Raw genomic sequence first — 20,890 nt, 5'->3', positions numbered from 1 at the left:
TGCGGGAAGACTTTCACCTTCAGTAATTAAGTTTGGGGTGATCTTCTTTACTCAATAAATTATTTTTGTCGTTCAGCTCCTCACGGACTTTTGCCAGTGACTTCTGAAAAGCCGGGATTGTTTGCAGCCTTGCAAACTCTACTGCTCCCACATAACGGCCAGCATCAACATCGCTTTGCCAGTGAGCACCGCATATCACTCTGCTTTGCCCGAACTCCCATCCTCGTCTGGCGAGCTCCTGCGCGCGTTCCGGTCTGGCCTGGGATAATACTAATGCCAGAAGTGTACCATAAGCAGTATGCCCGGAAGGGTAAGAGCCATCTTTTCTCAAAGTATCCTCATCTTCAGGACGGCAGGTAGAATGATTAAATAAGACAAAGGGACGAGTACGCATATAATATTTTTTTGCCGAAGCAGTAGCGTAGTAGCCGCCCATTTTCAGAAGATTCTGTAACATATTCCAGGTTTCTGGCGTATCTTTGGGATTAATTTTAGCACCCACTACTGGCGAGAATATTCTGGCTATATTTTCCACGCTTACATCTGCATCCTCAGCAGCTTGTTTCCATCGTGGGGAACCTTTTATCGCATAGCCCTTAAAATAAGCCTCCTTATCATAGCGGAAAGCCGGATCATCATTACCTGGCGGTGGTGGTAAGTAGAACTGACTGTTCACTGATTCTTCAGGAGAATGAAAGGGTTGCACTGTTTCTGCTGATGTATATTTAGCTACGATCAGTGGTAGAAAAAATAGTAAATAACGACTTTTCATAAAGACTCACTCCGGATCAGGAAATAATAAACAGATGTAATCCTATAATGATTTATTGCAATGGTTATTCAACATACAGGTAAAAAAGCAGGACGCTGCACTGGCATTATCGTCTGCCCATACCGAACTGACTGCAGCGGACAACAGAACAATACTGGTACTTCCGGCTAACAGCATTTTGTTTAACTTTTCCCCCGGTTATTTTTTATCTGCGTGCCTGACTGACACGCATTAGGTTAAAATGTTTACGTAATAACAAAGTATGAATGAGTATTTTAAAATATGTGCCCTGTTACCCCGACAGTTACCACCAGTTATGATGTGCTGAGTATTAATTTATGATTATGAACAAGAGCCGGAAACAGTATTTAAGAATAAAGAAACCGAAAAAGAAAAAATGCTAAAATTGGCGAAGGAATTGTTGTTGTCAGTGATGGAAAAGTTCATGGCGGAGATATTGGACTCACTTGTCGAGGCTAGCGAACCGTCAGATGGAGTGATACGCGTTATTACTGGTAATAATCTCCCTGTAGCTAAGTAAGCTTTTGACCCAGGCCCAAAGATGAGCGGCTGATCGCCGAAGCGCTGGGCGTTGCGCCAGAGAAAATCTGGCCTTCTCGTTATAGCTAGTCAGGCCGGAGATGGGGGCTACGGATTTCCACTCCCAGAAAAGCAAAAACCCAGCCATAGGCTGGGTTTTCTGAATAAGTGGTGCCCGGACTCGGAATCGAACCAAGGACACGGGGATTTTCAATCCCCTGCTCTACCGACTGAGCTATCCGGGCAACGGGGCGCATTAAACCGTAAAGGGGCGCGGTCGTCAACGGCTTTACACGAAAAAAGTGATAAAAGCGCGCTGACTGCCTGCTTTTCAGGCAAAATGCATAAAATCAGTACCCGTCAGGTGAGCGCTCCACCCTGACGGCACTGTGCAAAACGCAGAATATCTTCCGCCAACCGCTGAGCGGTATCTACATCAGCCTGACTGCGGTTGACCAGCATTCGGCTGAGACAACCTTCCAGCACCAGCTCCATCTGCCTTGCGACCATCGCCGGATCGTCAATTTCCAGCGTGGTCAGTAGCTCATGGGTAAAATCATGTGCCGCGCGTTTTTGTTGATTGGCCAGTTGGTGAATAGGATGGGTTGGGTCGGGATAAAACGTACAGGCGGCAATGAACAGGCAACCAGGATAACGGTTATTACTGACACATTCCGAGAGCGCGCTGTAGCGTGCCAGTAGCTTTTGTTCAGCAGAAAGCGTCTCATCAAGAAGAAGCTGGCGTCGCCAGATATCTACCTGCTGACTCAGATAACGTAGCGCGTCATATAAAATGGCTTCTTTATCTGGCCAGAAACGCTGTAATGTGTCGAGTGGGCGATTTACGCGCTCCGCCACCATTTCCAGCGTAGTATCGGCTATCCCTTGCGTCTCCAGTAATTTCAGGGCTTCTCCCAGAATATCTTCACGTTGCACGGTATTCTCCTCCGTCTTTGCTTTTGCAAGTGTCGCTCACGGTTGGCGATCGTGCAAATGCGCGCTAAAGGTGGCGGCGTCCATAAAGCCGGTGACTCGCGATTGCGGCTGTTCCTGGCCTTGGGCATTAAAGAACAGAATGGTGGGCAGCCCGAGGACTTGCAGATGCTTTAACAGCGCGACATCCTGCGCATTGTTAGCGGTGACGTTAGCCTGCAAGAGCACCGTGTCGCCGAGCGCCTGCTGGACCCGCGGATCGCTGAAGGTATACTTTTCAAACTCTTTACAGGCCACGCACCAGTCGGCGTAGAAATCCAGCATAACGGGTTTGCCTTTGGCCTGCGCCAGCGCCTGATTGAGTTCGTCCACGGTAGAAATAGCCGTGAAATTGAGGTGCGCTGGAGCTTGCGCGGATGGCGATCCGAACGCCCAATCCTGTAGAGGCCGCACGCTAATGAGCGCAGCCGCCAGCAGGATAATCTGTACGATACGCATCCACGCTCGTCTGGCCTGAAGGCTGGTGATAAAGGCCCAACCAAAGAAAGCGACGCCCAGCAGCGACCACAGACGTAAACCCCAAGCCTCGCCAATAATCCGCTCCAGTAAAAAGACCGGTAACGCGAGGATCACGAAACCAAAAGCGGTTTTAACATGCGCCATCCACGGGCCGCTTTTCGGTAGCAGACGGTTGCCAAACACGGTGACCAGCATTAGCGGCAGACCCATACCTAATGCATACAAATACAGCGTGCCGCCGCCCAGCCACATGTTGCCGCTCTGAGCGATATAAAGCAGAATCGCGCTTAACGGCGCTGTAGTGCAGGGCGAGCAAATTAATCCGGCAATCGCCCCCATAACAAAAACACCGCCGGGCGAGCCGCCTTGCTGACGATTACTCATTAATGTCAGCCGGGTTTGCAGTGAGGAGGGGAGCTGTAGTGTGAACAGGCCAAACATCGACAACGCAAGCAGGGTGAACACGATGGCAAGGCCGATTAACACATAAGGGTGCTGCAGCGCCGCCTGAAACTGTAATCCCGCTGCGGCGACGACCAGACCCAGTGCGGTATAGGTCAGCGCCATCCCTTGTACATAGATAAAGGCCAGCAGCAGTGCGCGCCCCGTCGACAAACGTTGCCTTCCCCCCAGGACAATACCGGAAATCAGCGGATACATGGGTAAAACGCAGGGCGTAAAGGCGATGCCTATGCCGATCAGCAGTGCCCAGAGCGCGGAAAAAGGTAGCTGGGCGGCGGGTTTTGACGTCTCACTCGTCTGGGTGACAGCAGGCGTCGGCGTGGCGTCTATTGCCGCGGCGACTTCACTTAGCGGCACCGTTTTCGTTTCCGGCGGATAACAGAATCCCGCATCGGCGCACCCCTGGTACGTTACCGTTAATGTCGCGCCAGCCGCCGCCTGGTTAACCGTTACCGGAACGTTTAGCCGCTTACGGTAGATTTCGCTTTTTCCGTAGAATTCATCTTCATGCCAGACGCCTGCCGGGAGTTGGACTGCGGCGATATCCGCTTTCGTTGGCGTGATGCTGATTTGTTTACGGTAAAGGTAGTAACCCTCTTTTACCTGCCAGGAGAGGGTAAGATCGTGTTGATTTTGCTGAAAATCAAAAACAAACGCCCGGTCGGCAGGGACGAACTGCGAGCGACCCGGCGCGTCGAATAATCCGGCGAAGGCGGATGTGCTGCACAGCAGCAGGATCAGCGTAAAGATGCGTTGAGCCATGAGAGGTAATCAGTATCTCCGTGAGTAACAGGTAAAACCAGAAGTTCAGGCGTTTGATACGGGTGATGAGACTTCAGGCAGTCGATAAGCGCTTGCTGATGTGAAACGGTGGTCTTTAAGATCATTTGAACTTCATACTCCTGCTCCAGTTTGCCTTCCCAGTAGTACAGCGATGTCGCGCCGGGGAGGAGGGTGGCGCAGGCGGCCAGTTTTTCCGCCAGCACTTTGGCGGCCAGATCCTGGGCGGTAGCTTCATCCGGGGCGGTACAAAGCACCACAACGGCCTCGGGGATGGAAATATCCTGACTCTTAACATCAAGCATAAACACCTCGAAAGAACAAAAAGACCCGCAAGTGAACGGTCACTATACAACGGACGAGGGCAGGATGTTAGTCAAAGGGCGGGAGAATGCGGGGCGTGATACGCCCCGCGGGTGAAACACTTACAGCATAAAGCTGCCCAGCAGGAAGCCGAAGCAGACAGCCAGAACGACGCCCAGGGTGCCTGGGATGAAGAACGGGTGGTTAAAGACGAATTTACCGATACGGGTTGTACCGGTGTCATCCATCTGTACCGCCGCAACCAGAGTCGGGTAGGTCGGCAGAATGAACAGGCCGGAAACGGCGGCGAAGGAAGCGACTGCCGTCAGCGGAGAGACGTTCAGCGCCAGCGCCATCGGCATCAGCGCTTTCGCCGTTGCCGCCTGAGAGTAGAGCAGCGCGGAAGCAAAGAAGAAGATGACGGCCAGCAGCCACGGATGACCCTGGATGACGCTACCCGCAGTGTCTTTGATCCAGTCGATGTTAGCGGATACGAAGGTATCGCCCAGCCACGCCACGCCCAGAATACAGATACAGGCGCTCATCCCTGCTTTAAAGGTGCTGGAGTTGAGGATGGCGTCAGTTTCCACTTTACACAGGATGGTGGTCAGCGTTGCGACGCTCAACATGATGATCAAAATAGCGTTGGTGGTGTTCATCAGCGGTTTTTCAACCAGGCCGAGGCTCGGACTGTTGACAATCGCATAAACAACCACGCAGATAACGCCCAGCAGGAACAGCCAGACGGAATTTTTTGCCATCGGTTTGATTTCAATCTGCTTTTCACCACGCAGTTCAATCAGCCCTTCTTCCAGACGCTTGCGGTAAATCGGGTCGTCCGACAGTTTGGAGTTGAACAGCATCGTGACCAGGAAGGACATCACCAGCACCGCCAGCAGCGTAGAGGGGATAACCACGGACAGCAGGTGAATGTAGCTAATGCCATGACCTTCCATAACAGAAGACATATACACCACGGCCGCAGAAATCGGCGAGGCGGTAATCGCAATCTGCGCGGATACCACGGCGGTCGAGAGCGGACGGCAAGGTTTGATTCCCTGCTCCTTCGCGACTTCAGCAATAACCGGCAGCGTTGCCAGGGAAATGTTCCCGGTACCAGCAAAAATAGTCAGGAAATAGGTCACAATCGGTGCGAGGATAGTGATGTATTTCGGGTTCTTACGCAGCAGTTTTTCCGTCTGGTTTACCAAATAATCCAGACCGCCCGCGACCTGCATAGCAGAGATCGCGGCGATAACCGCCATGATGATGGAAATGACATCGAATGGAATTGTCCCTGGCTTCACGCCGATGGCGGCAAGTACCAGAACACCCAGCCCACCAGCGAATCCAATACCGATGCCCCCAAGTCTGGCGCCCAAAAAGATTGCCAGCAAAACAATGATAAGTTCGACAACTATCATATTAGCCTTCCTTGTTGTTTAACAAGTTGATATTAAATTGTTGTTATTTGGTAACTTCTTGTAAGAAAAAAGGCACGTCATCGTGACGTGCCTCTTTGGTACTACCCTGTACGATTACTGTTCGCTTTCATCAGTATAACGTTTAGCTTTATAAGCCGGGTGCATCAAGTTCTGTACGGAGAAAATATCGTCCAGCTCGGCTTCCGTTAACAGGCCGCGCTCCAGCACAACTTCACGTACGCTCTTACCGGTTTCAGCACAGATTTTACCGACGATGTCGCCGTTGTGGTGGCCGATGAACGGGTTGAGGTAAGTGACGATACCGATGGAGTTATAAACGTACCCTTCGCACACTTCTTTATTCGCGGTAATGCCGTTAACGCATTTTTCCAGCAGGTTGTAGCACGCGTTGCTCAGAATGTGGATGGATTCGAACATCGCCTGACCGATAACCGGCTCCATAACGTTCAGCTGCAACTGACCGGCTTCCGCCGCCATCGTAACGGTGGTGTCGTTACCGATGACTTTAAAGCATACCTGGTTTACGACTTCCGGTACAACCGGGTTCACTTTGGCTGGCATGATGGAAGAGCCCGCCTGCAGTTCCGGCAGGTTGATCTCGTTCAGGCCGGCACGAGGACCAGAAGAGAGCAAGCGCAGGTCGTTACAGATTTTGGACATCTTCACTGCCAGACGTTTCAGCGCGCTGTGAACCATAACATACGCGCCACAGTCAGATGTCGCCTCAATCAGATCTTCCGCCGGAACACAGGCGAAACCAGTGACTTCAGCCAGTTTTTTCACCGCCAGCGGAGAGTATTCTTTCGGCGTGTTCAGACCGGTACCGATTGCCGTTGCGCCAAGGTTGACTTCCAGCAGCAGCTCAGCAGTACGCTCGATGCTTTTCACTTCTTCTTTCAGCAGGATGCTGAACGCACGGAATTCTTGACCAAGCGTCATCGGTACGGCGTCCTGCAACTGGGTACGACCCATTTTCAGGATGTCCTGGAATTCAACCGCTTTACGTTCGAAACCTTCACGCAACTGGTTGATGGCATCGATCAGTTTGACGATAGAGGCGTAAACCGCTACACGGAAGCCTGTCGGATAGGCATCGTTAGTGGATTGACATTTATTCACGTGGTCGTTCGGGTTCAGGTACTGATATTCACCTTTCTGATGACCCATCAGTTCCAGCCCGATGTTGGCCAGCACTTCGTTGGTATTCATGTTGACGGAAGTGCCCGCGCCGCCCTGGTAGACATCTACCGGGAACTGATCCATGCACTTACCGTTGTTAAGGACTTCATCACATGCGGCAATGATGGCGTTCGCCACACTCTTAGGAATGGTTTGCAGCTCTTTGTTGGCCAGCGCCGCCGCTTTTTTTACCATAACCATGCCACGCACAAATTCAGGGATGTCGCTGATTTTGTTATTGCTAATGTAGAAGTTTTCAATCGCTCTCAGAGTGTGAACACCATAGTAGGCTTCAGCTGGAACTTCCCTGGTACCCAACAGATCTTCTTCGATACGAATGTTGTTTGACATGTGAACCTTCTTTTTCAAGCTGCCAATGATTTTTACTTTAAAACACACAGGATATATGTGATTTCGAATGTTTTCTGACCGACGATTATCCCCTCCATCGGCCTGATAAACGAGATCATATGCTGGTTCAGAATTCCTACCGTAATCTGGATCACTTAAAGTGTGGGAATTTACCCCTTATTTATTATTTTGTGAAATAGGTCACCGCTTTAGTATTACTACCTAAAATAGGTGTACAAACCACTTGAAATTTTGCTACGCACCACCATATCGGATCGATGCGAATCGCAACCCCATTCAAATGGTCGTCGCAGACGGCCATGACTTACAGGAGAGTCCTTTGCGCTGGATACCCTTTTTAGCTGTCTTTCTCTATGTTTACATTGAGATTTCTATCTTTATCCAGGTCGCCCATGTGCTTGGCGTCCTGATGACGCTAATCCTGGTGATTTTTACGTCTGTTATCGGTATGTCGCTGGTACGTAACCAGGGTTTTAAAAACTTTTTGCTGATGCAACAAAAAATGGCGGCCGGTGAGAGCCCGGCGGCAGAAATGATTAAGAGTGTATCGCTGATCATCGCTGGCTTACTGCTCCTGTTGCCGGGATTTTTCACCGATTTTCTCGGCCTTCTCCTTTTGTTACCACCAGTGCAAAAACATTTGACGCTGAAGTTGCTGCCGCATTTACGTTTTTCCCGGATGCCGGGCGGCGGGTTTAGCGCGGGTACTGGCGGTGGCGAAACATTTGACGGCGAGTATCAGCGTAAAGATGACGATCGCGATCGTATTGAACATAAAGACGATCGTCGGGATTAAAGGTAGAAATGTTGGTCGGATAAGTCGCGCGAGGCGTTATCCGGCCAGCGGATGCGTCTTACGCCATGCGTTTTCGCTTCGGTAAAAACAGCCATAATGCAGCCAGCATGATAATGGCATATAAGCTTTTCCACCCCAGCATTGCCAGCAATAACAGGCACAGTAGACAACCCGTCACCGCCAGTGCATAGCAACGCCCTTTCAACAGTCGACAGCCCGCCAGCATACAAAGCAGATAGAGCATAATAAAAATACCGTTAGCATAGACGATCAGCGCATTGAGGTTAATCTTCAGGGCATAGACGACCAGGGAACTCACGCAACAACAGGCCAGAATAACGTTTAACGCGTGCAAGGGAAGGCGCCCGGGAGAGAGTTGAGCCAGATAGTGATCGGGCTGATATTGCATTTGCGTCCATATCAGACGCGCAAAACTCTGAGCATACACATTCAGGCTGGCAAAGCAGGTGAGATAACCAATAATGCAGGCTACCCACAACGCCTGGATACCGAAGAGATGAACAATAATAAGCGGTAGCGATGCTGTTGCCGCTATCTTGTCGCTATAGACGCCAAAATGCAGCACCACGGCGGTACAGGCCCAATAAATGGCGCCGGCCAGCATCAGGCCAATGATCAATGCGCGCGGAAAATCACGTTCAGGATTTTTAAATTCAGATGACAAATGCGTAAACGCCTCAATTCCCACAAATCCCCAGAACATGATCGCCAGGGCGGTACACAGGCGGGAAAAGGTGATTTCGTTTGCGGCTGGGAAGGTGATATCTGCAGGTTTAATTGCGCCTTTCCACAGAATGGCGGCAATAAGCGCGATAATTAATCCAGCGATAATGGCTTGCAGGTTGGCGCTGGAGCTGGCGCCGCGCGATCCCATAAACCATAGTAAACCTAGAGTACCCAGCTCCCCAAATAAGAGCTGTTCGCTTTGCCAGCCAAACAGCGCCTGGCCGAAACCCACCGCAATATGCAAGGCTGCGGGAAAACTAACAGGAATAACTGATAAAAACAGCCAACTGATCACTCGTTGCAGACGCGGGCCAAATGCCATCCCGACAAAATGCGCTACGCCGCCAGCGTGTGGAAAATGACGCCCCAGCACAGCAAAGACAATCGCAATAGGGAAAATCAAAATAATGAGCAGCGGCCATGCCCAAAGGCTGATGTCGCCTGCCGCCAGCGCAGCCAGCTCCGGAAGCGCAAAAACGCCAGTCCCTAATAATGATGTGGTTAACAAGATAACGCCCTGAACCAACCCAAGCTCTTTTTTTAGTTCATTCATCAGCTCATTATCCGGCGGCATTGTAACGTCAGGTGACGACAGGCATTTTTAAGCGTATCACACACGCCTTTTCTTATAGCAGGATGTTCTAAACCTTGGGTAAACGTGAGATAAGTAGCGTTTTTACCGCTTTTTTCGCTCAGAAGAATTTTTTTTCATCTCCCCCCTTGAAGGGGCAAAACCCCATCCCCATCTCTCTGGTCACCAGCCGGGAAACCGTTTACGGGCCGGCGTCACCCATAACTGATAATGACTTTCTCAAAGGAGAGCTATCAATGAGTATTCGTCCGTTACATGATCGTGTGATCGTCAAACGTAAAGAAGTTGAGTCCAAATCTGCTGGCGGCATCGTACTGACCGGTTCCGCAGCGGGTAAATCAACTCGTGGCGAAATCATCGCTGTCGGTAAGGGTCGCATCCTGGACAACGGTACTGTACAGCCGCTGGACGTGAAAGTTGGCGACATCGTTATTTTTAACGATGGCTACGGTGTGAAATCTGAAAAGATCGACAATGAAGAAGTGTTGATCATGTCTGAAAGCGACATTCTGGCAATTGTTGAAGCGTAATCCGCGAACGACACTGAACATACGAATTTAAGGGAAAGAGAAAATGGCAGCTAAAGACGTAAAATTCGGTAACGACGCTCGTGTGAAAATGCTGCGCGGCGTAAACGTACTGGCAGATGCAGTGAAAGTAACCCTCGGTCCGAAAGGCCGTAACGTGGTTCTGGATAAATCTTTCGGTGCGCCGACTATCACTAAAGATGGTGTTTCCGTAGCGCGTGAAATCGAGCTGGAAGACAAGTTTGAAAACATGGGCGCGCAGATGGTGAAAGAAGTTGCCTCTAAAGCGAACGACGCTGCAGGCGACGGCACCACCACCGCGACCGTACTGGCGCAGTCCATCATTACCGAAGGCCTGAAAGCCGTTGCTGCGGGCATGAACCCGATGGACCTGAAACGTGGTATCGACAAAGCGGTTGCTGCTGCGGTTGAAGAGCTGAAAGCCCTGTCCGTACCGTGCTCCGACTCTAAAGCGATTGCTCAGGTAGGTACTATCTCCGCTAACTCCGACGAAACCGTAGGTAAACTGATCGCGGAAGCGATGGATAAAGTCGGTAAAGAAGGCGTCATCACCGTTGAAGACGGTACCGGTCTGCAGGACGAACTGGACGTGGTTGAAGGTATGCAGTTTGACCGCGGCTACCTGTCTCCTTACTTCATCAACAAGCCGGAAACTGGCGCAGTAGAGCTGGAAAGCCCGTTCATCCTGCTGGCTGATAAGAAAATCTCCAACATCCGCGAAATGCTGCCGGTTCTGGAAGCCGTTGCAAAAGCAGGCAAACCGCTGCTGATCATCGCTGAAGATGTTGAAGGCGAAGCGCTGGCTACCCTGGTTGTTAACACCATGCGTGGCATCGTGAAAGTGGCTGCGGTTAAGGCACCTGGCTTCGGCGATCGTCGTAAAGCAATGCTGCAGGATATCGCTACCCTGACCGGCGGTACCGTAATCTCTGAAGAGATCGGTATGGAGCTGGAAAAAGCAACCCTGGAAGACCTGGGTCAGGCGAAACGCGTTGTGATCAACAAAGACACCACCACCATCATCGATGGCGTGGGTGAAGAAGCTGCAATCCAGGGCCGTGTTGCTCAGATCCGTCAGCAGATTGAAGAAGCGACCTCCGACTACGATCGTGAAAAACTGCAGGAGCGCGTAGCGAAACTGGCAGGCGGCGTTGCGGTTATCAAAGTTGGCGCTGCGACCGAAGTTGAAATGAAAGAGAAGAAAGCCCGCGTTGAAGATGCCCTGCACGCGACCCGTGCTGCGGTAGAAGAAGGCGTGGTTGCTGGTGGTGGCGTTGCGCTGATCCGCGTTGCTTCTAAAATTGCTGACCTGAAAGGCCAGAACGAAGACCAGAACGTGGGTATCAAAGTTGCGCTGCGCGCAATGGAAGCTCCGCTGCGTCAGATCGTGCTGAACTGCGGCGAAGAGCCGTCTGTTGTCGCTAACACCGTTAAAGGCGGCGACGGTAACTACGGTTACAACGCAGCAACTGAAGAATACGGCAACATGATCGATATGGGTATCCTGGACCCAACCAAAGTTACCCGTTCTGCGCTGCAGTACGCGGCTTCAGTGGCTGGTCTGATGATCACTACCGAGTGCATGGTGACCGACCTGCCGAAAAGCGATGCTCCTGATTTAGGCGCTGCTGGCGGCATGGGTGGTATGGGTGGTATGGGCGGCATGATGTAATTGCCCACACCCTGCATCCTTCAGGCTGTAGATGCGTTGGCTAACCCCAGTCACTTACTTGAGTAAGTGACTGGGGATTAACAAACTGGCCGCCTTCCTGCAACCAGAATGATTTGGGTGCTTATCTCCCAGAATTGAGAAACCCCCGGGCAGAAATGACCGGGGGTTTTTCTTTTGGTCATCTTTTTAGTATAAGATTCAGATACGGACAAAACGTCCAGCTCATTGATTATGGGGAATAACATGCACGTGAAATATTTAGCAGGGATCGTTGGCGCCGCGCTGCTGATGGCGGGTTGTAGCTCCAGCAACGAACTTACCGCTGCCGGCCAAAATGTACGCTTTGTCGAAGATAAGCCAGGCGCGGAATGCCAGCTTATTGGTACGGCAACCGGTAAACAGAGTAACTGGTTTTCAGGCCAGCACGGCGAAGAGGGTGGCTCAATGCGTGGCGCAGCGAACGATCTGCGTAATCAGGCGGCCGCGATGGGTGGAAACGTGCTGTATGGCGTAAGTAGTCCGTCGCAGGGCATGTTGTCCAGTTTTGTCCCGACGGCCAGCGAGATGAACGGCCAGGTTTATAAATGTCCGAACTGATATGTCTGAATCGTAACGCCCTCTGAAAGATTCAGAGGGCAATATGGTTAGCGTTTTTCCTGCGATGATGCCATGCGTAGATTATGCAACGCGCGCATGCATTGATCTTGCGTCAGACGCGCTGCTTTACCGGTTCCAAGCGTTCTGACAAAAACCTTACACGGTTTTCCTTCCAGCTTTTTAAGACGCGGGCTGAAATTCAGCAAGCGGCGTGATATCGCTTCAGCTTCTTTAGAGCCTGACTGACTGCGGGTCTTAATGATGGTGCCGCAATCATGCGATTGTCCTGCCTCATCCGTATAACGATAAACGAGCGCTAAATAATGGTTATACAGATTATGTTTCCAGTCAGGCTGGTTATAGGTATCGAATTCGATATTACCGTTTTCCAGGCAGTCAGCATCGTATAATGGTAAAAAGTCCAGCATTGAAGAAATACGCAATGCGAGCTCACGCATTTCGGCATTATTAATGGCGTGAATAATAGCCATCACCAGAACTTCAACCTGCCACTCACCGACCTGTAAATCAAGATGGCTACCATTGTGCAGCTTTAACGTAAAGGTTAATACTTTTTCTGTATTATCGCTCAACGCTAAAGATTCAACACGCTGATTAACATCGGCGTTTTCCAGCTCTTCACGGAGTATTGCCGGAATATTCTCATGCATTTTAAGCACATGACTGCTTTTGGCTTTCTGGCGTTTTTCCTGCTCTTGTTCCGGAAGCGAGTGTTGTAAATAAAGCCGGTGTTCAAGGCCGATCAACAAGTCTCGCAGCGCGAGCACAGGAAAGAAAAGCAGTGTTTCTTTATTTCTCAGTGACTTCACCTTAAGCGCCAGCGCGATAAACTTATCATTGTGACGAATAACGCCGGTATTTAGTCCCTTAATCGTTAAGGCCATGTCAATTCTCCACAAATATAAAATAATTAAATGTTTTACTGCAATGTATTTGATATATAAATTGTTTATGCCGTCCTATAAAAAGGAGAACCAGTATAATTCGAAAATGCAGTACACGCTAAGCGAGTCCTAAAACGGACTTTATTGAAAAGAGAGGACCGGAAAGGTGTATTTAACGAAGGTTAGTTTATCCTCGCCAGAGGGTGAGGAGAATCGTGGGGGAATCTCCTCGTAATATTGCGCGGTAATATTTTTCGTCGTCCCTGACGCGCCCGCGAGGATTAGCACTGCCGAAGCTGTAAATCCAGCGGTGTTTTGCTCGGTTCGCCGCCGATTTCACGCGCCAGTCTTGGCACCATATAGCCGGATACCAGCGTGAGCAGTTCGCGCATGATTTGCCGGGCTTCGTCATCGGTGACCATAAAATGCGCGGCGCCCTGCACTTTATCCAGCACATGCAGGTAATAGGGCATCACGCCGGCGTCAAATAGCGCGTTGCTCAGATTCGCCAGCGTTCGCGCGTTATCATTCACGCCACGCAGCAGGACGCTCTGGTTGAGAAGCGTGACGCCCACGTGGCGCAGTTTCTTCATCGCCAAGCAGAACGCCTCGTCCACTTCATTGGCGTGGTTGATATGGTTCACCAACAAAATTTGCAGATGTGACTGGTCAAAGCGGGCGACCAGTTCGTCAGTAATGCGTGCCGGGATGACGATAGGCAACCGGCTGTGGATGCGTAGCCGCTTGACGTGCTTAATGGCTTCCAGTTGCGTGAGCAGCCAGTCCAGCTCATGATCTTTCGCCATCAGCGGATCGCCGCCGGAAAAGATGATTTCATCCAGTTCCGGGTGTGCGGCGATATACTCCAGCGCGACTGTCCAGTTGCGCTTATTGCCTTGATTCTCCGCATACGGGAAGTGACGACGGAAACAGTAGCGGCAATTTACCGCACATCCGCCTTTTACCAGCAATAGCGCCCGGTTTTGGTATTTATGCAATAATCCTGGCACCACGCTGTGTTGCTCTTCCAACGGGTCGGTGGAGAAACCGGGGGCGACAATAAATTCATCCCGGGACGTCAGCACTTGACGTAACAGAGGATCGTCAGGGTTGCCCTTCTCCATGCGCGCAATAAAAGCGCGCGGCACGCGGAGGGCAAACAAGCGCCTGGCGTCCTGTCCTGCCCGGAGGTTTTCATCAGCTTCAATCTGTAAAAGATGCAGCAGTTCGTCGGGATTGGTCACAACATCGGCAAGTTGCGCTAACCAATCTTCTCGCAATGGGGTATTTAGGGTTACAATATGCGCCATTTTGTGGCTTAGCTACCAGTTAACAATTTCAGAGGGCCTTATGGCGACTTACTATAGCAACGATTTTCGTTCCGGTCTTAAAATCATGTTGGATGGCGAACCTTATGCGGTTGAATCCAGTGAATTCGTGAAACCGGGTAAAGGCCAGGCGTTTGCCCGCGTTAAGCTGCGCCGTCTGCTGACCGGCACGCGCGTTGAGAAAACCTTCAAATCGACCGATTCCGCTGAAGGCGCGGATGTAGTCGATATGAACCTGACTTACCTGTACAACGACGGTGAGTTCTGGCATTTCATGAACAACGAAACCTTCGAACAGCTGTCTGCAGATGCCAAGGCTATCGGCGACAACGCAAAATGGCTGTTGGATCAGGCGGAATGCATCGTAACCCTGTGGAACGGTCAGCCTATCTCTGTCACTCCGCCGAACTTTGTTGAACTGGAAATTGTTGATACCGACCCAGGTCTGAAGGGCGATACCGCAGGTACTGGCGGCAAACCAGCCACGCTGTCTACTGGCGCAGTGGTTAAAGTTCCGCTGTTCGTGCAGATTGGCGAAGTGATCAAAGTCGATACCCGTTCCGGCGAATACGTATCCCGCGTAAAATAATTTACGTTATCGGGAAAAATGGTGCAGCGTATGCTGCGCCATCCTATTTTTCGCGCCTCAATGATGAAACGCTTTATCTGCCTTGTCGCACTGGTTCTTCTTACCGGCACATTATTAACGGCATGTAATACCGCCCGCGGCTTCGGCGAAGATATTCAGCATCTTGGCCACGCCATCTCCCGCGCAGCCAGCTAATCGCTTCTCGTCTTCCTAAAATTAGTCGATCGCCCGTCATTTTCTGGGATGTTGTCTATTATTAAGTTGCTATACACAAACAACATTGGCTAGAAAAGGAAGACATTATGGTTAAAAAGACAATTGCAGCGATCTTTTCTGTTTTGGTACTTTCCACTGTATTAACTGCTTGTAATACCACGCGCGGCGTGGGCGAGGACATCTCGGACGGTGGTAGTGCGATCTCTGGCGCTGCAACCAGAGCTCAGCAGTAATCATCAACGGTACGGCATGGCGTCGTACCGTTAATCGATTTTCTCCGGAAGCATAAGAAAGGGAGAATACCGGTTATCCATATGAAGTTTCATACGGATATTACGTTTATAGGTGTAAACCGTTTTCCCGTGAATGCCAAGCGCATACGCAATCTCTTTATTGCTGGTGCCTTCCGTCCACATCGCGAGCACTTTTTCCTCCTGCGGAGAGAGCAATGGCGTGGCGCTTTCCGGCGCTTCCTGCAGTGGATGAGTATATAGCGCTCCTTTAATTCGTTGTGCAAGCTCATGTAAAGGCGTGTGTTTAGATAACACCGCATGACTGGCATATTGCGGTCTGTACGGCATATTCCCTGACTGTAATAATACCAACGGCGTCATCCTGCAGGCGGCAAAAAATGCATTGATAGGCTGCTCGGGTAAGGCATCGTTGAGAAAACCATATAAATCAGCGATAACCAGATGGGGCTTCCATTGCAGAATATGTTCTTTCGCCAGTATAAGGTTATTCATCCCGGATACCAGCAGTGAAGAACTGAGCACATCAGTGTGATTAAGCCAGGCCTCCATGCCCGTACGGGTAAAGTGGCATCGGTCTATCACTAAAATTTTCAACATAGTTTTTTGCACCCGGAAGTAGTAAAGCACTTTCTTTCCCAGAAGGCGTTCCATCATAGAGAACTCCTGTGGGCGCTAAATGCGAAAACTACGCGGCTTAAAAGGGCCAATTCCCGCCTTTAGACGGAAAAAAATAAAAAGGTTGAAATTCATTTTCTCTCAGGCAAGAATGGCTTTTCATCCGTATACGTTACAGGACGACCTGTAAACGCTATTCTCACCGGGGACGGCCCCATTAATTATCTGGAGCCTGCTATGTCCTGGATCATTCTATTAATCGCTGGTTTACTTGAAGTGGTATGGGCTGTCGGCCTGAAGTATACCCACGGTTTTTCTCGTCTGACCCCCAGTATTATCACCATTACGGCCATGGTTATCAGTATGGCGTTACTTTCCTGGGCAATGAAAACGCTGCCCGTTGGAACAGCGTACGCCATCTGGACCGGCATCGGCGCCGTCGGGGCGGCAATCACCGGTATCCTTCTGCTGGGCGAGTCTGCCTCACCGGCGCGTTTGCTCAGTCTTGGCTTGATCGTCGCAGGTATCATTGGGCTAAAACTCAGTGCGCATTAATTCGTCGCTGACATTGCTACGAACCTGATTGTTTTACCCAAATTAATTTATTGACGTCAAACCCCTCCCGGGTCGCGACGGCCAGCATTTGCTGTTTTATTTCCTCAGAAAGCGTTGGCGTGCGAGAGAGTATCCACAGATAGTCGCGATCCGGGCCGCACACCAACGCATGACGGTATTCCCGGTCAAGCGCAATCACGTTATAGCCGCCGTAGAACGGGCCGAAAAAAGAGACCTTGAGCGCGGCGCGGTTTGGACTACCGGTAAAATACGCTTTGCCTTCTGTTTTTTGCCACATTCCCCGATCCGGGTTATAGCCTTTATTGATGACATTAATCCCGCCATCGTCACGCAGACTATAGGTGGCCGTGACTTGTTCCAGTCCACGTTCAAATCGATGATCGAGGCGTGCGATCTCATACCAGGTGCCGAGGTAACGTTTGGCATCAAAGTTATTTACCACGGTAACGCCTTTAGGCGGAGTAGGCGAACTACAGGCGACGACCAGAAATGCGGCCGTAACTGCAGCAACGACGGGCAGAATGCGCATAAGATTTTCCTTCCAGTGTTTTTTCTAAGTGTAGAACCTGGCGGGAAAATGAGAGGCAGGAAAAGAAAAAACGCCCTCTTATCGGGTAGATAAGAGGGCATCGTGGCAACTTAGAGAGTGATAACGCCAATCGCTGTCACAACGGTCAGGATTGCCGCCAGACCGTAAAAGACCCATTTGCCCGCGGGCACGTGGATTTTCAGGTCATGCATCGCGTGGTGCATACGGTGTAGGCCACACCATAGCGGCAGCACAATCATCAGGAACAGAAAAACGCGACCAATAAAGCTTTGGGCGAACGTCAGTACGCGCTCAAAACTCAGGGCATCGCCCGGAAATAGCCCCAGCGGCAGCATGATGCCAACCAGTAGCACGATCACCGGCGCGATGATCGCGCCCCACATACCGCCTGCGCCAAACAGCCCCCAGAATACGGGTTCATCAGAACGTTTTGGGTTTGGATTAATCATCCGGGACTCCTTACCAGAACAGGGCAACATACAGAATGACTACGGTGACTACCGCAGTGACCACCCAAAGCCCTTTGATGATTGGCTCTGGCCCCATTTTTTCGTCTTTTACAATGATATTGGCCGCCTTCGGCGCCAGTTCAAACCAGGTTTTGGTGTGCAGCAGCGCGGCCGCCAGGGTGATCAGGTTTAAGATCACCACCACCGGGTTTTGTAAAAAGCCGACGAATCCCATCCAGGATTCCGCGCCGTGTTTGAGCGCAAACAGACCGAAAATCAGTTCAATACTGAACCAGACTGCCGGCACTGCTGTGCCTTCGCGCAGCATATAAAAGCGATAAAACGGCAGTTTTTTCCACCAGGTGGACGTCATCGGCCGCACATAGGGTTTGCGTTTAGTCGTCATGTTGCACTCCTTAGCGTGGTTTCAGGGTGGCGATAAGAAAGTCTTTCGAGCTTTCCACTTTACCCTGCTGAATGGCCGCAGCCGGATCGACATGTTTTGGACAGACTTCGGAGCAGTAGCCCACGAAAGTACAGGTCCATACGCCGTTCGGACTGTTCAACTGCGCCATACGCTCCTTCTTACCGTGATCGCGGCTATCTTCGTTATAGCGATGCGCCAGCGTAATCGCAGCCGGTCCGATAAACTCAGGATTCAGACCGAACTGCGGGCACGCGGCGTAGCACAGACCACAGTTGATGCAACCGGAGAACTGGTGATACTTCGCCATTTGCGCCGGGGTCTGGACATTCGGCCCCTGATCTGGCGTGCGAGAGTTGCCAATAATGTACGGTTTGATCGCTTCCAGGCTTTCGATAAAGTGCGTCATATCGACAACCAGATCGCGCTCAATCGGGAAGTTCGCCAGCGCTTCCACCTTCATACCGTTGGTGTAATCGCGCAGGAAGGTTTTACACGCCAGTTTAGGGACGTTGTTGACCATCATGCCGCAAGAGCCGCAGATCGCCATACGGCAGGACCAGCGGTAGCTCAGGTCTGGCGACAGGTTATCTTTGATGTAGCCCAACGCGTCCAGTAGCGATGTTGTTTCATCATAAGGAACTTCATAGAAAGCACTGTGCGGCGCGGTATCGGTTTCCGGGTTATAGCGCACCACCTCAACTTTCAGGTTTTTCATCTCAGCCATTCGCCTTCTCCTTCTTATCGGCTGCTTCCGCTTCACCGCCGTAAACACGTTTGGCTGGCGGCAGGGTGGTGATTTTCACGTCGCTGTATTCCAGACGGGTCGTGCCATCAGCATCGCGGAAGGCGAGGGTGTGCTTGAGAAAGTTCACATCGTCGCGCTCGGTACAGCCTTCATCCAGACGCTGATGCGCGCCGCGGGACTCTTTACGCGCCAGCGCAGAGTGCGCCATACATTCCGCCACGTTCAGACCATGACCCAGTTCGATGGTATACAGCAGGTCAGTGTTGAACACGCTGGAGGTATCGGAGATACGTACGCGCTTGAAACGTTCCTGAAGCTCGGCCAGTTTATCAATGGTTTTCTGCATCAGTTCCGGGGTACGGTAAATACCGCAACCTTCTTCCATAGACAGACCCATCTCATCGCGGATCTTCGACCAGTTTTCGTTGCCTTCCTGGTTCACCAGATTTTTCAGACGTTGTTCAATATCGGCAACCTGGGCGTCGAGCGCGGCGCTATTTGCGGCACCTGCCGTCGCAGCGCGTTCCATTGCTTGTTCGCCAGCCAGACGACCAAACACCACCAGTTCCGCCAGCGAGTTGGAACCGAGGCGGTTCGCGCCATGCAGGCCAACAGAGGAGCATTCGCCAACGGCAAACAGCCCTTTGACACGGCTTTCACAGTTCTGGTCGGTTTCAATGCCGCCCATGGTGTAGTGCGCGGTCGGACGTACTGGAATCGGTTCTTTAACCGGATCGACGCCGACATAGGCTTTCGCCAGTTCGCAAATGAACGGCAGACGTTCATGCAGTTTCTTCTCGCCGAGATGACGCAGGTCGAGGTGAACCACATCGCCGCGCGGCGTGGAGATGGTGTTGCCTTTACGCCATTCGTGCCAGAAAGCCTGGGATACTTTGTCGCGCGGCCCCAGTTCCATATATTTGTTTTTCGGCTCGCCCAGCGGCGTTTCGGGGCCCATGCCGTAGTCTTGCAGGTAACGGTAGCCATTTTTATTGACCAGAATACCGCCTTCACCGCGGCAACCTTCGGTCATCAGGATACCGGAACCTGGCAGGCCGGTCGGGTGATACTGAACGAATTCCATATCACGCAGCGGAACGCCGTGGCTCAGCGCCATGCCCATCCCGTCGCCGGTGACGATGCCGCCGTTGGTGTTATAGCGGTATACGCGGCCTGCGCCGCCTGTCGCCATTACCACGGCGTTGGCACGGATTTGCACCAGCGTGCCTTCCATCATATTCATTGCCACCAGGCCGCGCGCATGGTTGTCATCAACCAGAATATCCAGCACAAAATGTTCGTCAAAGCGCTGGATTTGCGGGAACTGCAGGGAAGTCTGGAACAGGGTATGCAGCATATGGAAGCCGGTTTTATCCGCGGCGAACCAGGTACGCTCGATTTTCATACCACCGAAGCGACGCACGTTAACGCTACCGTCCGGACGGCGGCTCCACGGGCAGCCCCATTGCTCCAGCTGCGTCATCTCAGTGGGACAATGGTGGACAAAGTAATCCACGACATCCTGCTCACACAGCCAGTCTCCGCCTGCTACCGTATCGTGAAAATGGTAGTCAAAGCTGTCATGATCCTGGGCGACAGCGGCTGAACCCCCTTCGGCAGCGACGGTGTGGCTGCGCATCGGGTACACTTTTGAGATCAGTGCGATTTTAGCATTGGGATTCGCCTGTGCGGCAGCAATTGCAGCACGTAATCCCGCGCCACCGGCGCCTATAATGGCAAGATCGGCTTGAAAGGTTTGCACGACATTCCTCCAGATTATTGTAATTTCACCCTCGCGCAGCCAGATAAAGCCTCTGGGTTCTGCGAAGTATGAATGCGTTTCCACTGCTCCTTTATGGGTACAACAGTATAGTCTCAGGGATGTCAGGGAAATTTGACGTGTTCGATTTTTTTAGCGTATCAGAGGGATGAATTATCATTGATTTTGATTAATTTAATTACTAAACCATCTGAAATCA

At 51.3% G+C, this 20,890-nt stretch carries 23 protein-coding genes, 1 tRNA gene and 1 pseudogene; 9 read left to right on the top strand and 16 right to left on the bottom strand.

Features of this window, described 5'->3' with window-relative positions; genetic code table 11:
* Window positions 1–19: 19 nt before the first annotated feature.
* Window positions 20–772, bottom strand: coding sequence for a non-specific acid phosphatase (locus LDB27_RS20015; protein ID WP_000842411.1), 753 nt, complete (start codon window positions 770–772; stop codon window positions 20–22).
* 555 nt (window positions 773–1,327) lie between these two features.
* Here LDB27_RS20015 and LDB27_RS20005 point away from each other — a divergent pair.
* A pseudogene (locus LDB27_RS20005) lies at window positions 1,328–1,402 on the top strand (helix-turn-helix domain-containing protein); the annotation flags it as partial.
* Window positions 1,403–1,481: 79 nt separating this feature from the next.
* On the opposite strand, the gene LDB27_RS20000 reads toward LDB27_RS20005, so the two are convergent.
* The 6 genes from LDB27_RS20000 to aspA form a co-directional block, all read right to left on the bottom strand.
* Window positions 1,482–1,557, bottom strand: a tRNA-Phe gene (locus LDB27_RS20000).
* 115 nt (window positions 1,558–1,672) lie between these two features.
* A complete protein-coding gene (locus LDB27_RS19995) occupies window positions 1,673–2,248 on the bottom strand; it encodes a transcriptional regulator (protein WP_001188509.1) in 576 nt (191 codons plus the stop codon).
* 36 nt (window positions 2,249–2,284) lie between these two features.
* Window positions 2,285–3,988: a protein-disulfide reductase DsbD gene (locus LDB27_RS19990; RefSeq protein ID WP_000068895.1), complete on the bottom strand. Its 1,704-nt coding sequence runs from the start codon at window positions 3,986–3,988 to the stop codon at window positions 2,285–2,287.
* Window positions 3,964–4,311, bottom strand: a complete 348-nt coding sequence (cutA, locus tag LDB27_RS19985; protein ID WP_000887832.1) for a divalent cation tolerance protein CutA — start codon at window positions 4,309–4,311, stop codon at window positions 3,964–3,966. The genes LDB27_RS19990 and cutA overlap by 25 nt, the downstream gene beginning before the upstream one ends.
* Window positions 4,312–4,431: 120 nt before the next feature.
* A complete protein-coding gene (gene dcuA / locus LDB27_RS19980; protein ID WP_000637595.1) occupies window positions 4,432–5,733 on the bottom strand; it encodes an anaerobic C4-dicarboxylate transporter DcuA in 1,302 nt (433 codons plus the stop codon).
* A 114-nt stretch (window positions 5,734–5,847) separates the two neighbouring features.
* Complete coding sequence (gene aspA, locus LDB27_RS19975; RefSeq protein ID WP_000069440.1) at window positions 5,848–7,284, bottom strand: aspartate ammonia-lyase; 1,437 nt, start codon at window positions 7,282–7,284, stop codon at window positions 5,848–5,850.
* Between the two features lie 340 nt (window positions 7,285–7,624).
* On the opposite strand from aspA, the gene LDB27_RS19970 reads away from it, so the two are divergent.
* Window positions 7,625–8,101 carry an FxsA family protein gene (locus LDB27_RS19970; RefSeq protein WP_001267291.1) on the top strand — a complete coding sequence of 159 codons (477 nt, stop codon included), beginning with the start codon at window positions 7,625–7,627 and terminating at the stop codon, window positions 8,099–8,101.
* Window positions 8,102–8,159: 58 nt separating this feature from the next.
* Here the strand turns inward: LDB27_RS19970 and yjeH are convergent, their stop codons facing one another.
* A complete protein-coding gene (gene yjeH / locus LDB27_RS19965; RefSeq protein WP_023136358.1) occupies window positions 8,160–9,401 on the bottom strand; it encodes an L-methionine/branched-chain amino acid transporter in 1,242 nt (413 codons plus the stop codon).
* Between the two features lie 275 nt (window positions 9,402–9,676).
* Between yjeH and LDB27_RS19960 the strand changes: the two genes are divergently transcribed.
* The 3 genes from LDB27_RS19960 to LDB27_RS19950 all read left to right on the top strand — a co-directional run bounded on the left by LDB27_RS19960 (window position 9,677) and on the right by LDB27_RS19950 (window position 12,257).
* Window positions 9,677–9,970 (top strand): co-chaperone GroES, encoded by a 294-nt coding sequence (locus tag LDB27_RS19960; RefSeq protein ID WP_000027827.1) that lies wholly within the window; start codon window positions 9,677–9,679, stop codon window positions 9,968–9,970.
* 43 nt (window positions 9,971–10,013) lie between these two features.
* A complete protein-coding gene (gene groL, locus LDB27_RS19955) occupies window positions 10,014–11,660 on the top strand; it encodes a chaperonin GroEL (RefSeq protein WP_000729126.1) in 1,647 nt (548 codons plus the stop codon).
* A gap of 243 nt (window positions 11,661–11,903) precedes the next feature.
* Window positions 11,904–12,257 carry a DUF4156 domain-containing protein gene (locus LDB27_RS19950; protein WP_000558210.1) on the top strand — a complete coding sequence of 118 codons (354 nt, stop codon included), beginning with the start codon at window positions 11,904–11,906 and terminating at the stop codon, window positions 12,255–12,257.
* A gap of 47 nt (window positions 12,258–12,304) precedes the next feature.
* Here LDB27_RS19950 and LDB27_RS19945 read toward each other — a convergent pair whose 3' ends face one another.
* Both LDB27_RS19945 and epmB read right to left on the bottom strand, forming a co-directional pair.
* Window positions 12,305–13,162, bottom strand: a complete 858-nt coding sequence (locus LDB27_RS19945) for a YjeJ family protein (protein ID WP_001229227.1) — start codon at window positions 13,160–13,162, stop codon at window positions 12,305–12,307.
* 281 nt (window positions 13,163–13,443) lie between these two features.
* Window positions 13,444–14,472 (bottom strand): EF-P beta-lysylation protein EpmB, encoded by a 1,029-nt coding sequence (gene epmB / locus LDB27_RS19940; protein ID WP_000940479.1) that lies wholly within the window; start codon window positions 14,470–14,472, stop codon window positions 13,444–13,446.
* A 40-nt stretch (window positions 14,473–14,512) separates the two neighbouring features.
* Between epmB and efp the strand changes: the two genes are divergently transcribed.
* The 3 genes from efp to ecnB all read left to right on the top strand — a co-directional run bounded on the left by efp (window position 14,513) and on the right by ecnB (window position 15,528).
* The gene (gene efp / locus LDB27_RS19935) at window positions 14,513–15,079 is read left to right on the top strand and encodes an elongation factor P (RefSeq protein WP_000257282.1); all 567 of its coding nucleotides are present in this window, start codon (window positions 14,513–14,515) and stop codon (window positions 15,077–15,079) included.
* 60 nt (window positions 15,080–15,139) lie between these two features.
* A complete protein-coding gene (locus LDB27_RS19930) occupies window positions 15,140–15,274 on the top strand; it encodes an entericidin A/B family lipoprotein (RefSeq protein WP_001670700.1) in 135 nt (44 codons plus the stop codon).
* A gap of 107 nt (window positions 15,275–15,381) precedes the next feature.
* Window positions 15,382–15,528, top strand: a complete 147-nt coding sequence (gene ecnB / locus LDB27_RS19925) for a lipoprotein toxin entericidin B (protein ID WP_000239598.1) — start codon at window positions 15,382–15,384, stop codon at window positions 15,526–15,528.
* Between the two features lie 30 nt (window positions 15,529–15,558).
* On the opposite strand, the gene LDB27_RS19920 is transcribed toward ecnB, so the two are convergent.
* Window positions 15,559–16,146, bottom strand: coding sequence for a helix-turn-helix transcriptional regulator (locus LDB27_RS19920; RefSeq protein ID WP_000912959.1), 588 nt, complete (start codon window positions 16,144–16,146; stop codon window positions 15,559–15,561).
* Window positions 16,147–16,401: 255 nt separating this feature from the next.
* Between LDB27_RS19920 and sugE the strand changes: the two genes are divergently transcribed.
* Entirely contained in the window at window positions 16,402–16,719 is a 318-nt protein-coding gene (sugE, locus tag LDB27_RS19915; protein ID WP_000118469.1) for a quaternary ammonium compound efflux SMR transporter SugE, read from the top strand.
* A gap of 16 nt (window positions 16,720–16,735) precedes the next feature.
* On the opposite strand, the gene LDB27_RS19910 is transcribed toward sugE, so the two are convergent.
* From LDB27_RS19910 to frdA, 5 genes are all read right to left on the bottom strand, one after another.
* Window positions 16,736–17,269 (bottom strand): lipocalin family protein, encoded by a 534-nt coding sequence (locus LDB27_RS19910; protein WP_001221670.1) that lies wholly within the window; start codon window positions 17,267–17,269, stop codon window positions 16,736–16,738.
* A gap of 110 nt (window positions 17,270–17,379) precedes the next feature.
* Window positions 17,380–17,739 (bottom strand): fumarate reductase subunit FrdD, encoded by a 360-nt coding sequence (gene frdD, locus LDB27_RS19905; RefSeq protein WP_000609650.1) that lies wholly within the window; start codon window positions 17,737–17,739, stop codon window positions 17,380–17,382.
* Window positions 17,740–17,749: 10 nt separating this feature from the next.
* On the bottom strand, window positions 17,750–18,145 hold the full coding sequence (gene frdC / locus LDB27_RS19900; RefSeq protein WP_000208749.1) for a fumarate reductase subunit FrdC: 396 nt from the start codon (window positions 18,143–18,145) through the stop codon (window positions 17,750–17,752).
* A 10-nt stretch (window positions 18,146–18,155) separates the two neighbouring features.
* Window positions 18,156–18,890 (bottom strand): fumarate reductase iron-sulfur protein, encoded by a 735-nt coding sequence (gene frdB / locus LDB27_RS19895; protein WP_000829509.1) that lies wholly within the window; start codon window positions 18,888–18,890, stop codon window positions 18,156–18,158.
* Window positions 18,883–20,673, bottom strand: coding sequence for a fumarate reductase (quinol) flavoprotein subunit (gene frdA, locus LDB27_RS19890; protein ID WP_001192952.1), 1,791 nt, complete (start codon window positions 20,671–20,673; stop codon window positions 18,883–18,885). Before frdA ends, frdB begins: the two co-directional genes overlap by 8 nt.
* Between the last annotated feature and the right edge of the window lie 217 nt (window positions 20,674–20,890).

Origin of the sequence: Salmonella sp. JXY0409-18 (assembly GCF_020268625.1) — a bacterium.
Lineage (GTDB): Bacteria > Pseudomonadota > Gammaproteobacteria > Enterobacterales > Enterobacteriaceae > Salmonella > Salmonella enterica.
Note: the sequence above shows the minus strand (reverse complement) of the source record. Positions and strands in the feature narration are given on the sequence as shown.

What these genes read in the sequence shown, in the direction of transcription:
- LDB27_RS20015 (WP_000842411.1), bottom strand. Translation starts at nt 772, where the DNA reads ATGAAAAGTCGTTATTTACTATTTTTTCTACCACTGATCGTAGCTAAA.
- LDB27_RS19990 (WP_000068895.1), bottom strand. Translation starts at nt 3,988, where the DNA reads ATGGCTCAACGCATCTTTACGCTGATCCTGCTGCTGTGCAGCACATCC.
- cutA (WP_000887832.1), bottom strand. Translation starts at nt 4,311, where the DNA reads ATGCTTGATGTTAAGAGTCAGGATATTTCCATCCCCGAGGCCGTTGTG.
- dcuA (WP_000637595.1), bottom strand. Translation starts at nt 5,733, where the DNA reads ATGATAGTTGTCGAACTTATCATTGTTTTGCTGGCAATCTTTTTGGGC.
- aspA (WP_000069440.1), bottom strand. Translation starts at nt 7,284, where the DNA reads ATGTCAAACAACATTCGTATCGAAGAAGATCTGTTGGGTACCAGGGAA.
- yjeH (WP_023136358.1), bottom strand. Translation starts at nt 9,401, where the DNA reads ATGAATGAACTAAAAAAAGAGCTTGGGTTGGTTCAGGGCGTTATCTTG.
- LDB27_RS19960 (WP_000027827.1), top strand. Translation starts at nt 9,677, where the DNA reads ATGAGTATTCGTCCGTTACATGATCGTGTGATCGTCAAACGTAAAGAA.
- groL (WP_000729126.1), top strand. Translation starts at nt 10,014, where the DNA reads ATGGCAGCTAAAGACGTAAAATTCGGTAACGACGCTCGTGTGAAAATG.
- LDB27_RS19950 (WP_000558210.1), top strand. Translation starts at nt 11,904, where the DNA reads ATGCACGTGAAATATTTAGCAGGGATCGTTGGCGCCGCGCTGCTGATG.
- LDB27_RS19945 (WP_001229227.1), bottom strand. Translation starts at nt 13,162, where the DNA reads ATGGCCTTAACGATTAAGGGACTAAATACCGGCGTTATTCGTCACAAT.
- epmB (WP_000940479.1), bottom strand. Translation starts at nt 14,472, where the DNA reads ATGGCGCATATTGTAACCCTAAATACCCCATTGCGAGAAGATTGGTTA.
- efp (WP_000257282.1), top strand. Translation starts at nt 14,513, where the DNA reads ATGGCGACTTACTATAGCAACGATTTTCGTTCCGGTCTTAAAATCATG.
- LDB27_RS19930 (WP_001670700.1), top strand. Translation starts at nt 15,140, where the DNA reads ATGATGAAACGCTTTATCTGCCTTGTCGCACTGGTTCTTCTTACCGGC.
- ecnB (WP_000239598.1), top strand. Translation starts at nt 15,382, where the DNA reads ATGGTTAAAAAGACAATTGCAGCGATCTTTTCTGTTTTGGTACTTTCC.
- LDB27_RS19920 (WP_000912959.1), bottom strand. Translation starts at nt 16,146, where the DNA reads ATGTTGAAAATTTTAGTGATAGACCGATGCCACTTTACCCGTACGGGC.
- sugE (WP_000118469.1), top strand. Translation starts at nt 16,402, where the DNA reads ATGTCCTGGATCATTCTATTAATCGCTGGTTTACTTGAAGTGGTATGG.
- LDB27_RS19910 (WP_001221670.1), bottom strand. Translation starts at nt 17,269, where the DNA reads ATGCGCATTCTGCCCGTCGTTGCTGCAGTTACGGCCGCATTTCTGGTC.
- frdD (WP_000609650.1), bottom strand. Translation starts at nt 17,739, where the DNA reads ATGATTAATCCAAACCCAAAACGTTCTGATGAACCCGTATTCTGGGGG.
- frdC (WP_000208749.1), bottom strand. Translation starts at nt 18,145, where the DNA reads ATGACGACTAAACGCAAACCCTATGTGCGGCCGATGACGTCCACCTGG.
- frdB (WP_000829509.1), bottom strand. Translation starts at nt 18,890, where the DNA reads ATGGCTGAGATGAAAAACCTGAAAGTTGAGGTGGTGCGCTATAACCCG.